Origin of the sequence: Chitinibacter bivalviorum, assembly GCF_013403565.1 — a bacterium.
Lineage (GTDB): Bacteria > Pseudomonadota > Gammaproteobacteria > Burkholderiales > Chitinibacteraceae > Chitinibacter > Chitinibacter bivalviorum.
In genome coordinates, this window is sequence record NZ_CP058627.1 from 1647297 (window position 1) to 1659567 (window position 12271).

Below are 12271 nucleotides of genomic sequence, written 5' to 3' on the forward strand. Positions count from 1 at the left end.
ATCTCGGAAGATGGCTTTTTGTCTTGGCGCGAAGCGGATTATTTTTGCAGCGCTGATTGCTCGTTGCGCGCACGCTCGTCCAGATCGATCGGCTCTTTGTCCCACAACAGCGCACGACCTTCAACTTGGCCTTTAGCAACTTCTGGGTTTTCTTGCAGAAATTGATCCATGAATTTTGTGTAATCTGATACGTAATTGCGATCAACCATCTCATCAACCTCGTCTAACTATTCTATGAATTGCCGCTATTATATGCGAAGCACTGCAAAACTGCGCGAGCAAAATACATCATCGGGTATTAGCCCGTAGATCAATGGATCAAATATCTACAGGCTAATACCCATCAAGAGTTATGCCTCCATCGCCTCGCGCAGCACTTCAATAAAGCGCGCATTTTCTTCTGGCAGGCCGATGGACACGCGCAGGCTATTGGGCATTTTGTAGCCCGAGAGTGGGCGAACGATGACGCCGCGCTCGAGCATAAATTGATTGAGCATCGCCGCATCACCGCAATGAAAGGTGACAAAGTTGCCGTAGCTTTCGATAAAACTCAGGCCGAGTTCTTGCAGCGCGGCGGTGATTTGCTGCATGCCGGCGGCGTTCACTTCAACCGATTGCTTTAAAAATTCCAGATCATCGAGCGCTGCGCAGGCGGCGGCTTGGGCGAGGCTATTGACGTTAAACGGCTGGCGAATGCGGTTTAAGATATCGGCCACTTCAGGGTTGGCCAATGCAAAACCGACGCGCAAGCCAGCTAGGCCGTAGGCTTTGCTGAAGGTGCGCACGACGATTAGATTTGGGAATTGCTTCAACCAGCCAATCGAGTCACTGCGTTTTTCACGCGGTAAAAATTCGGTATAGGCTTCATCGAGCACGACTAAGACATTCTTCGGGCACAGCTCCAAAAACTCGATCAAATCGCCGGGGCGCGCCAGAGTGCCGGTTGGATTATTCGGGTTGGCAATCCACACCACTTTGGTATCAGGCCGAATCGCGGCGCGCATCGCGTCCAGATCGTGGCCGTAATCGATCGCTTTCACGCAGATATTGGTAGCGCCAACGGCTTGGGTTGCCAGTGGATACACCGCAAAAGCGTATTCAGAAAACACCGCCGAGTCACCTTCACGCAAAAAGGCATGCGCGATCAGCTCCAGAATATCGTTTGAGCCATTGCCCAAGACGATCTGATCTAGATTGACGACAAATTTTTGCGCGATCTTGGCTTTGAGCTCAAAACCATTCCCATCGGGGTAACGCGCAAGCTCGGCAAGTTCCTTTTCCACCGCCGCACGCGCCATCGGGCCCATGCCGAGCGGGTTTTCATTCGAGGCCAGTTTGACGATACAGGCTGGGTCCAGCCCCATTTCCCGCGCCAGCTCGGACACCGGTTTGCCTGGCTGGTATGGCGCAATCGCGCGGATGTAATCGGGGGCCAGTGAAGCTAAAGACATAAACACATTCCTATGATTAACACGCGCGCTAAGCGCGAAACACGATTAAAGAGACTTCACCAGTCGCAGACTGGCGGGAAATGAAAAGGCGGTCAGGTTGCGCACTTTGGATTCGACCAAAATTTCAAAACCATGACGGGTATAAAATTTCACCGCGCCGGGGTTGCCGCTATCGACATCGACATGCAATTGCGTAAAGCCTTCTTCACGCGCGGCGTAAATAACCTGCCCCAGCATGCGCTCGCCCAAGCCATGTCCGCGGTGAGGTTCATGCACCGCGATCGTGCGCAAATACCATGCATCCGATGGCACATGGGGAAATAGAAAATCGAGCTGGCTTTGGCGGCTACGTAGAATATCTAAATCTAACGCCAGGGTATTGAGCTCTATACCATCATCAATCTGCAGTTGCGCCCCATACCCTGCGGGGTAATGAAATACCAGCGCGATAACTTCTTCGTCGCTATTGCGCAAAACTTGCGCATTGCGATAGCTGTAACTACCCGTTGGCGCATGCCAGAGCTGAGCCAGATTGATCAGGGTCAGCTCGCGCGGCAAGGCAAACCAATAGTCGTAAAAAGGGGCGTCGGATTGATAAATCAACTCCGCCGCCCTTTTGGCATCACTGGGTAGTGCTAAACCTAAATTTTCCACCATTCACCTGCTGCTTGGCTGGGCTCGTCTTGCAAAATATCGAGTAGTGCCGCGCTGTAGTTAGCCATCAATAATTTGGCCGCATCACGCTCGCCGACAAAACCTTCCCGTACGGCATGCGCGACCATGGCGCGCAGCGGCACAAAATAGTCATTCACATTCAATAGCCCGATTGGCTTGCTGTGCAGGCCAATTTGCGACCAGGTCAAAATTTCAAATAACTCGTCAAACGTGCCGAAACCACCGGGCATGGCGATAAAGCCATCGGTCAATTCGGCCATCCGCGCTTTGCGCGTGTGCATCGAATCAACGACTTCCAGCGTTGAGCACGCGCCGTAACCGAGCTCACGCTCGACCATAAATTCTGGAATCACGCCAATCACCTGCCCGCCCGCTTGCAGCGCAGCTTCCGCCACCGCGCCCATCAAACCGACATGCCCACCACCATACACCAGCGTCAGGCCGCGATTGGCGATTTCTTTGCCCAACGATTGCGCAGCTTCACGATAAATCTCACGCGCGCCCATGCGGGCACCACAAAATACGGTTACGGCTTTCATAGGCTTCCTTTGTTTGGCTGATTAACTCGCCTAGCGACTGAAACACGTAGCGAGAAGCACGAGGACAAGGCATAAAAAACGCGAAAAACCGGAATGTACTCAAGTACATGAGGATTTTGAGCTTTTTTATAACGCAGTCATCGTGCTTCGCAGTAGTGTTACAGCATTAGATGACAGCTTGTGGATAGGAACCGAGCACCTTCACAAACGCCGCCACCTGTTGCAACTCTGCCAACGCCGTTTGCATATTGTCGTCGTCGATAAAACCTTCCACATCGGCAAAGAACACGTATTCCCACAAGCCAGTTCGGCTGGGGCGTGATTCAAATTTGGTCATCGACACGCCATTGCGCGCCAAAGGCTCGGCCACCGCGTGCAGTGCACCGGCGCGATTGGGCGCTGAAATCACCAAAGACGTTTTATCGCGGCCTGAACGAGCGGCAGTCTGCTTGCCCAAGACGAGGAAACGCGTGGTGTTATTGGGTTCGTCTTCGATATTTTGTGCCAGTTTATTGAGCACATATTTTTCCGCCGCCGCATCGCCGGCAATCGCCGCGCAGCTTGGATCCAGACTTGCCAAACGTGCGGCTTCGGCATTGCTCGACACCGAAATGCGCTCAACATCTGCGGGCAGATTTTTATTGAGCCATTCGTGGCATTGCGCCAGACTTTGCGCATGCGAATATACGCGCTTGATCCCGTCCAAACCTTCGCTGACCCGCAGCAAATGGTGGTGAATACGCAGCACGACTTCACCGCAAATCTGCAGCGAGCTGGCCACCATCAAATCAAGCGTGCGACCCACGGCGCCTTCGGTCGAGTTTTCGACCGGCGCAACGGCGTAATCGGCACTACCCGCTTCAACAATGCGGAATACTTCATCAATCGACGCGCAAGGCAAAGTCGATGCCGCATGACCAAAATGCTTCACCGCCGCCGCTTGGGTAAATGTGCCCTCTGGCCCGAGATAAGCAATGGTCAGTGGTTTTTCCAGCGCCAGACATTCGGACATGATTTCGCGAAATAAGCGCGCCGCAGCCTCACCTGAAAGCGGGCCTTGGTTCAATTCTTTAATGCGCGTCAGCACTTGGGCTTCGCGCTCTGGGCGGTACACCACACCACCACCTTTTATGACGCCGATCGTGTGCGCATGCTCGGCGCGCTGATTAATCAGCTTGAGTATCTGCGCGTCGATCGCGTCAATCGCATCGCGGTGCTGCTTTAGCAAATTCAGTTGTTCATCAGACATTCATGTTTACTCGAATCGAGGTTTGATTAAATCAGGCTTTACTCGGATCAAATTTCGCAGCGTCTAGAATCGACCACAAATGAATAATCCAGCCCAGCCAGATCACCCACAGTGCACCAGCGGCAACAAACATCAGTGCAGCTTTGAGCAAGCGGCCTTGCAAGAGTTGCCCCAAACCGGGGATAAAGAAACTGCATAAAGCAGCAATCACATTACCGCCAGAACCTTGACCCGCCATGTTTTAGCCCTTTGTCCGTGCAAATTCATTCATGTAATCGGCCAATGCCTGGCAACCTGCCAGTGGCATCGCGTTATAAATCGAAGCGCGCATCCCGCCGACTGAGCGGTGGCCTTTGAGTTGCAACAAATGACGCGCTTCTGCGCCCGCCAAAAATTCCGCATCGAGCTTGCTATCGGCCAGCGTAAACGGAATATTCATTCGCGAGCGATCCGCCAGTGCCGTTGGGCAATGGTAGAAACCGCTTGAGGCATCAATCGCGGCGTACAGTACGTTCGCTTTCTCGATGTTTTTCGCTTCCATCGCCGCCAAGCCGCCTTGCGCCAATACATGCTTGTACACCAAGCCAGCCACATAGATACCGAACGACGGCGGCGTGTTGTACATCGAGCCATTATCGGCAAAGGTTTTGTAGTTCAACATCGTGGGTGTCTCGCTGCGCGCCTTACCCAGCAAGGCTTCGTCAACGATACTTACCGCCACGCCCGATGGCCCCATGTTTTTCTGCGCGCCAGCATAGATCATGCCGAACTGGCTCACATCGACTGGGCGCGACAAAATATTCGACGACATATCGCAAATCAAAGGCACGCCGTTCGATTTGGGAATGAAATTAAATTCAACGCCGCCAATGGTTTCATTGCTGCAATAGTGCAAAAACGCCGCGTCTTTGCTGCGCTGCCAAGTGGACTCGTCTGGCACATAGCTAAAGTTTTTATCTTCACTGCTCGCGGCGATATTGACCTTGGCGTAACGGCTGACTTCTTTGATCGCTACTTTCGACCAATGACCTGTATTCACAAAATCGACGGTGCTATCGGCGGCAGCAAAGTTAAATGGCAACATCGCAAATTGCAGGTGCGCGCCGCCTTGCAAGAACAAGACTTTGTAATTGGCGGGAATCGCCAGCAAAGTGCGCAAATCAGCTTCGGCTTCGGCCAAAATTTGACCAAACTCGGGGCCACGATGGCTCATTTCCATCACGCTCATGCCCGATCCATGCCAATCGAGCAATTCAGCCTGTACTTGACGCAACACTTCGGGCGGCAATACCGCAGGACCAGAGGAAAAATTAAAAACCTGAGTCATAAGCCAATCTCTTTAACAAATATTTCTACAAATCAAATCTAGGGTGTTAACCGCAAAGACGGCGCAGCAGCCTTGTGCGATTAAGCCAATAAAAAGTGTGCCCGCGCCATAGCCACGGGTTTAGCAGGATCATCTTGCCATGCGGTCATTAACACGTTCGCGACGCGCTTGCCTTGACGCACAATTTCACAACGACCGTACAAATCGAGCGCGCGCGCCGAGCGCAGATAATCGATCGAGAAATCCACAATTCGCGGGATGCCCGCCGATTCGCGCGCCCACATCAGATGCAGCACGGCGGCGTTTTCCAAAAAGCCGCCAATCACGCCGCCATGTATCGCCGGCAGCAAAATATTGCCAATGTTTTTTTCGGCAAATGGCAGATAAAACAGCGGTTGACCCTCATGCTCTCGCACCTGAACACCCAATAATTTTGCATAGGGTATTTGCTCCAAAGCTTTTTCCAGCAAAGCGCACGAAGACATACCCGCACATAATTCAGTAAATGGCTGTTCCATTTAGGCCTCGCTCTTGTCAGTTGGAGAAGTACGGGCAAAAGTCGCAACAGAATGTGCAACGGGTTTGGCGGGGTCTTCTTGATACGCCGTCGCCCGCGTAAAGGCGATTGAATCGGTCAGGCGATAGCATTCGGCCGTGCAATACAGCGGCAAATCAGGCTTGGCAGGGCGCAAATAATCAATGCGCAAATCCAAAGTTGCCGCCGCTTCAGGGGCCAGCAGCAAGGTATACAGCGCAACGCCCGATGAGGTATCAATCAGTGAGGTAACCACACCACCGTGCAGAACGCGGGTTTCGGGGTTGCCGATCAATTCGGGTTTGAAAGGCAACTTGATGGTCACTTTGCCTTTTTCGGCGGCAACCAGTTCAAGGCCCAATGTTTTGCAATGCGGTAAAGCCATAAACCACGGCCCAACTTGGGCAAAAAAATCGGGATTTGCCACGGGTAACCATAAGCTATTCATCGCAAACCCCTCTTTCGTGATTTTATTTACTACTAATTAATTACTCGTCACCATCACCAGCAGGTGCTGCATCTGCGGCTGGGGCTGCGTCATTTTCTGTGACATCCGCAACCACTTCACCCTCGATGCTCTCTTCGTCCTCTTCCGGCTCGCAGACTTTTTCCAGACCAGACAATTGCTCGCCGTCATCCAGATTAATCAAGCGTACGCCTTGCGCCGAACGGCCAGTTTCGCGGATTTGCGATACTTTCGTGCGGATCAGTACGCCACCGGTGGTAATCAACATCACGTCGTCGGTTTCTTCAACCAGACTAGCCGCAACCAGTTTCAAGCCAGTCTTGTCGGTCAAGTCCATCGCGATCACGCCTTGCGTGCCACGACCAGACAAGCGGAAGTCGCCAACTGGCGTACGTTTACCGTAACCACCATTGCTGGCAGTCAGTACCATTTGTGTATCAGAGTTTGCAACAAGCAGAGAGATGACCTTCTGATCTTCACCCAGCTTCATGCCGCGCACGCCTTTTGAGTTACGACCCATTGGGCGAACTTTACTCTGACTAAAACGAACAGATTTACCCGCATCAGAGAACAGCATGACTTGATCATCGTCGATGCCAACTGCATCGCCAGCATCTTCTGCGCTCTCATCATCAATAATGACGTCTTCGTCAGCGGCGTCATCGTCGAGCACCGCACCACCTGCTCCGCGTGTCAATGCCACACCAACGAGATAATTACCTTCTTCCAGATTGATCGCAATAATGCCGCGTTTCATTGGGCGAGAGAAATCAGTGAGAGGGGTTTTCTTCACCGTACCATCGGCGGTCGCCATAAAGACATATTTATCTTCGCTAAAGTCTTTGATCGGCAAGATCGCATTAATCTTCTCGCCCTCTTCCAGCGGCAACAAATTAATAATCGGCTTACCACGGCTAGTGCGGCCGCCTTGTGGCAACTCATACACTTTGAGCCAGTACACGCGGCCGCGCGAGCTAAAGCACAAAATGTAATCGTGGGTATTGGCAATAAACAGGCTATCGATGAAGTCATCGTCTTTTGTTGCTGCCGCTTGCTTGCCGCGGCCACCACGTTTTTGCGAGCGATATTCTTCCACCGGCGTGGTTTTCATATAGCCGCCATGCGTCAGCGTCACGACCATATCTTGCGGTGTAATCAAGTCTTCCAGACAAATATCTTCGCCGTAGGCGACGATTTCAGAGCGACGCGCATCGCCATAATTGGCTTTCACTTCAGTCATTTCATTGAAAATGATTTCAGTCACACGCTCGGCACGGGCAAGGATGTCGAGCAAGTCGAGGATTTTATCCATGACTTCTTTATATTCACCGACAATTTTGTCTTGCTCTAGGCCAGTCAAACGTTGCAGACGCATCTGCAAGATTTCTTGCGCCTGAACTTCAGACAGACGATAACCAGTACCAGTCAAGCCAAACTCTAGACTCAAGCCATCAGGGCGTGATGCGTTGATGTCAGTGCGAGACAACATGTCTTCGACCAACTCAGAGCGCCATTCACGATCCATCAAGGCGATTTTGGCTTCCGGTGGCGTTGCCGCCGCTTTGATCAGTGCAATCATCTCGTCAACGTTCGACAAGGCAACAGCGAGGCCTTCGAGCACATGACCGCGCTCACGCGCTTTACGCAATTCGAATACGGTGCGGCGCGTTACAACTTCGCGGCGGTGTTTGAGGAAACACTCGAGGACTTGCTTCAGATTCAACAGACGCGGCTGGCCATCGACCAAGGCCACCATATTGATACCGAAACTGTCTTGTAATTGAGTATGTTTAAAGAGGTTATTTAGGACAACGTCGGTCATTTCACCGCGTTTGAGCTCAATCACCACGCGCATACCGGATTTATCCGACTCATCGCGCAGATCAGAAATACCTTCGAGTGTTTTTTCACGCACCAGCTCAGCAATACGCTCCAGCAGGCGTGCTTTATTGACTTGGTATGGCAACTCATCAACGATAATCGCTTGGCGATCACCATTTTTACCGCATTCTTCGATGTGAGTACGCGAGCGCATCACGACGCGGCCGCGCCCGGTGCGATAACCTTCACGCACGCCATGCACACCGTAAATAATACCGGCCGTTGGGAAATCAGGCGCAGGGATAATATCGATCAACTCATCGATCGACATATCTGGATTGGCCAGTAGCGCCAAACATGCATCAATGACTTCGGTAACATTGTGTGGCGGGATATTCGTCGCCATACCAACGGCAATACCTGAGGAACCATTGATTAATAAATTAGGAATACGAGTCGGCAGAACTGTTGGCTCTAGCTCTTTTTCATCGTAGTTCGGCGTGAAATCAACTGTTTCTTTATCAATATCAGCCAGCAACTCACTCGACACTTTTTCCAAGCGGCACTCGGTATAACGATAAGCAGCAGCGCGGTCGCCATCAATCGAGCCAAAGTTACCCTGCCCGTCAATCAAGTTGTAGCGCAATGAGAAGTCCTGCGCCATCCGCACCAACGCTTCATAAGCCGCCAAGTCACCGTGCGGGTGATATTTACCCAACACATCACCAATCACCCGCGCACATTTCACATAAGGGCGATTCCAGACATTACTGCTTTCATGCATCGCAAACAGGATGCGGCGATGGACAGGCTTTAAGCCATCACGGACATCAGGTAGCGCACGACCTACGATGACGCTCATCGCGTAATCGAGGTAGGAATGCCGCATTTCCTCTTCAAGGCTAACGGGGATGGTTTCTTTGGCAAAACTAAATTGTTCGGACATGCGTTTGGCGTTTTCTTTAAGTTTGTATCAGACTGTCGAGCTGCGCGGCCATGCGAAAGGCAAAACCACCCTGCTATCGCGTACAATCCAAAATTGGATGGACAAAATACCACTTAGAGCAGCTCGCGATTTTAACACAGCGCTCTTATTCAACCAACGCCAGCACGCCCTGTAAGCAAAATGTGCATTTGTTTACAGAAATAAAGTTGCCCAATACTTCACAATGCTTCTAAAATATCAGTCATAGAAAGTTTAGCTTAATTGCTTGAGCTGTTTCTTGTGTCTCATTGCTATCCAAATCAATGGGTTTTACTTTGAAACATTGATCAATTACTGCTAGATTTCATTAGGTAGTAGTCTGCGCCCCCACCATAGTCCACAGACACAGCCTCAAATTTATTATTTGTGACTTTATTAACGGAGAATCTTCATGATCAAGCAAACTATTGCTTCTCTCGCAGTTGTTGCCGCTTTCGCATCTTTCGGCGCACAAGCAGCTACTGACGCTTATGTAACTAATGGCACCAACGTTTCTGAAGCTAATCCAGAAGGTGTTGTTAAAAACGGTTTGGGTGAATGCTGGCAAACTGGTTCATGGTCTGCTGAAAAAGCAGCGACCATCAAAGGTTGCCCAGGCTACGTAGAACCAGCAGCAGCTCCAGCTCCAGCTCCAGCTCCAAAACCAGCGGTTGTTCCAGCTCCAGTTAAAACAGACAAAAAATTCAACTTGAAATCTGATGCATTGTTTGACTTTAACAAAGCTACTCTGAAACCAGCTGGTAAAGACGCGCTTGACGCTCTGTACGCTGAAGTTCAGAAAATGGATCCAAAAGAAGGCCGCGCAGTAGTTGTTGGCTACACTGACCGCATCGGTTCAGACAAATACAACCAAGCTCTGTCTGAGCGTCGTGCTAACACAGTACGTGACTACCTGATTTCTAAAGGTGCTCCAGCTGACAAAGTAACCGCCGAAGGCCGTGGTGAAGCTAACCCAGTGACTGGCGATACTTGCAACAACATCAAAGACTCTAAGAAAACTCGCGCTAAACTGGTTGAGTGCTTGGCTCCAGATCGTCGCGTTGAAGTTGAAGTTGATGGCGTTCAAGAAGTTACAGTTCAGCAATAATTGCTGTCTGATTGAAAAAAGCCCCGCTGCTGCGGGGTTTTTTTTTATGGGTAATTCACCATAAAAGGATCAATTACATGTTTCACCTCAACAATATAATTCGCACTTCATTTTTGATTATTGCATTCATTTTACCGACAACTTCACACGCAGATTCAGTGAATGATTTACAAAAATATCTGAATGAAACCAAAAGCTTAAGCGCCAATTTTAATCAAACTGTACGCAGCAAATCTGGAAAAACAGAAAACTCAAGCGGTCAATTTTATTTAATTCGGCCTGGTAAATTTAAATGGATTTACAAGCAACCTTACAACCAAGAAATTACAAGCAATGGCCAGCAGCTTTGGCTGTACGACATTGACCTCGCCCAAGTCACCATCAAACCAATTAATAAAGCTCTAGATGCCAGCCCTGCAGCAATTTTGACGGGCAACAACAACCTAGCGCAGAACTTTAACCTGCAATCTCTCCCCACCAAAGATGGAGCCAATTGGGTAGCACTCACCCCCAAATCAAAGGATGGTAGCTTTGCTCAAATTCGCATAGGCCTCGTCAATGGCGCCATTGATCGCATGGAACTGGATGACCATTTCAATCAGACAACAATGATTAGTTTTAATAAAGTGCAAAAGAACGCACCAATTTCAGCGCAAATGTTTACCTTTACACCACCAGCTGGGGTTGATGTCATCCGTGAGTGATTTATTTGCCACCACCAGTCACGAGCCGCTTGCCGAACAGCTGCGCCCAAAGCGGGTTGCAGATGTTGTAGGACAGCAACACTTACTTGGAGCTGGCAAGCCTCTTTCTCTCGCCATTGTAAGCGGGCAAGCACACTCGATGATCCTCTGGGGCCCACCCGGCGTTGGTAAAACCACTTTAGCTCGTCTGCTTGCGAATGAATTTGGCGCAGAACTACTTGCACTCTCTGCGGTATTTTCTGGCGTCAAAGACATTCGCATGGCCATGGAGCAAGCTCAGCAATATCAAGCTTTAGGCAAACGGACGATCTTATTTGTCGATGAAGTGCATCGCTTTAATAAAGCCCAACAAGATGCCTTCTTGCCCTATGTCGAATCTGGCTTGGTTACCTTTATTGGCGCCACCACTGAAAACCCATCATTCGAAGTCAATGCGGCCTTGCTCTCACGCGCTCAGGTTTACGTTCTGCAGTCGCTCAGCTTAGATGAGCTTGATCTGCTGATTTCTAGAGCAATCACGAAAACAAGCAATGCAATCGATATTGAAGCGGATGCACGCGCAACGCTATGTCGCATGGCCGACGGCGATGCTCGGCGGCTACTTAATTTGTGCGAACAATTACAGCAGGCAGCAGTCGCGGCAAAAATTGACATCATTAGCACTGAATTTCTTGCCCAAGCCCTCAGCAGCAACGGACGCCGTTTTGACAAAGGAGGCGATGCTTTCTATGACCAAATTTCGGCTTTGCATAAATCGGTTCGTGGCTCCAACCCTGATGCCGCGCTGTACTGGCTAACCCGCATGCTCGATGGAGGCGTAGATGCCCGCTATTTGTCCCGACGCCTAGTGCGGATGGCTTGGGAAGATATCGGCCTTGCCGACCCACGCGCGATGCAAATTGCCAATGATGCAGCCACAACATTTGAGCGACTTGGCTCTCCAGAAGGTGAATTGGCCCTTGCCCAAGCCGCGATCTATCTTGCCATCGCGCCAAAATCGAATGCGGGCTACAGCGCCTACAAGAGCGCCAAGGCCTTAGTTGGCAATGACAGATCGCGCGAAGTGCCGATGCATTTACGCAATGCGCCAACCAAACTGATGAGTAAACTGGGTCATGGTCACGAATATCGCTATGCGCACGATGAACCTGAAGCCTATGCCGCAGGGGAAAATTATTTCCCGCAAGGCTTGGAAAACAGCCAGTTTTACCACCCCACACCACGTGGCCTTGAAGGCAAGATTGGAGAGAAGCTAAAGCACTTAAAAATGCTGGATGAACTCTGGCGCGAACAAAACAAATAATACCCAATACGGTATATGCTTGAAGTCTATTATTTAAATAATCTTTATTGATATACCCCTAAAGGCCGTTTCATTCCGTTTGCACGACGGCACTACGATGGACGGCCTTCATGGTGTAAAATCACTCTA

At 50.5% G+C, this 12271-nt stretch carries 13 protein-coding genes; 3 read left to right on the top strand and 10 right to left on the bottom strand.

Annotation, left to right across the window (positions count from 1 at the left end; translation table 11 throughout):
- Positions 1–38: 38 nt before the first annotated feature.
- The 10 genes from HQ393_RS07705 to gyrA all read right to left on the bottom strand — a co-directional run bounded on the left by HQ393_RS07705 (position 39) and on the right by gyrA (position 9009).
- Entirely contained in the window at positions 39–209 is a 171-nt protein-coding gene (locus HQ393_RS07705; protein ID WP_179358228.1) for a DUF3460 family protein, read from the bottom strand.
- 141 nt (positions 210–350) lie between these two features.
- A complete protein-coding gene (gene hisC, locus HQ393_RS07710; RefSeq protein ID WP_179358229.1) occupies positions 351–1451 on the bottom strand; it encodes a histidinol-phosphate transaminase in 1101 nt (366 codons plus the stop codon).
- Between the two features lie 45 nt (positions 1452–1496).
- The gene (locus HQ393_RS07715; RefSeq protein WP_179358230.1) at positions 1497–2108 is read right to left on the bottom strand and encodes a GNAT family N-acetyltransferase; all 612 of its coding nucleotides are present in this window, start codon (positions 2106–2108) and stop codon (positions 1497–1499) included.
- Complete coding sequence (locus HQ393_RS07720) at positions 2093–2665, bottom strand: LOG family protein (protein WP_179358231.1); 573 nt, start codon at positions 2663–2665, stop codon at positions 2093–2095. The genes HQ393_RS07715 and HQ393_RS07720 overlap by 16 nt, the downstream gene beginning before the upstream one ends.
- Before the next feature lie 166 nt (positions 2666–2831).
- The gene (gene pheA / locus HQ393_RS07725; RefSeq protein ID WP_179358232.1) at positions 2832–3914 is read right to left on the bottom strand and encodes a prephenate dehydratase; all 1083 of its coding nucleotides are present in this window, start codon (positions 3912–3914) and stop codon (positions 2832–2834) included.
- A 31-nt stretch (positions 3915–3945) separates the two neighbouring features.
- Entirely contained in the window at positions 3946–4152 is a 207-nt protein-coding gene (locus HQ393_RS07730; protein ID WP_179358233.1) for a DUF6677 family protein, read from the bottom strand.
- A 3-nt stretch (positions 4153–4155) separates the two neighbouring features.
- On the bottom strand, positions 4156–5241 hold the full coding sequence (gene serC / locus HQ393_RS07735) for a 3-phosphoserine/phosphohydroxythreonine transaminase (RefSeq protein WP_179358234.1): 1086 nt from the start codon (positions 5239–5241) through the stop codon (positions 4156–4158).
- A gap of 80 nt (positions 5242–5321) precedes the next feature.
- Positions 5322–5759, bottom strand: coding sequence for a PaaI family thioesterase (locus tag HQ393_RS07740; RefSeq protein ID WP_246307981.1), 438 nt, complete (start codon positions 5757–5759; stop codon positions 5322–5324).
- A complete protein-coding gene (locus HQ393_RS07745) occupies positions 5760–6224 on the bottom strand; it encodes a PaaI family thioesterase (protein ID WP_179358235.1) in 465 nt (154 codons plus the stop codon). It abuts the gene before it with no gap.
- Positions 6225–6264: 40 nt separating this feature from the next.
- Positions 6265–9009 (bottom strand): DNA gyrase subunit A, encoded by a 2745-nt coding sequence (gene gyrA / locus HQ393_RS07750; RefSeq protein ID WP_179358236.1) that lies wholly within the window; start codon positions 9007–9009, stop codon positions 6265–6267.
- A 430-nt stretch (positions 9010–9439) separates the two neighbouring features.
- On the opposite strand from gyrA, the gene HQ393_RS07755 reads away from it, so the two are divergent.
- The 3 genes from HQ393_RS07755 to HQ393_RS07765 all read left to right on the top strand — a co-directional run bounded on the left by HQ393_RS07755 (position 9440) and on the right by HQ393_RS07765 (position 12142).
- Positions 9440–10135: an OmpA family protein gene (locus HQ393_RS07755; protein WP_179358237.1), complete on the top strand. Its 696-nt coding sequence runs from the start codon at positions 9440–9442 to the stop codon at positions 10133–10135.
- Between the two features lie 77 nt (positions 10136–10212).
- A complete protein-coding gene (lolA, locus tag HQ393_RS07760) occupies positions 10213–10839 on the top strand; it encodes an outer membrane lipoprotein periplasmic chaperone LolA (protein ID WP_179358238.1) in 627 nt (208 codons plus the stop codon).
- Positions 10832–12142, top strand: a complete 1311-nt coding sequence (locus HQ393_RS07765; protein WP_438833119.1) for a replication-associated recombination protein A — start codon at positions 10832–10834, stop codon at positions 12140–12142. The genes lolA and HQ393_RS07765 overlap by 8 nt, the downstream gene beginning before the upstream one ends.
- Positions 12143–12271: the final 129 nt, after the last annotated feature.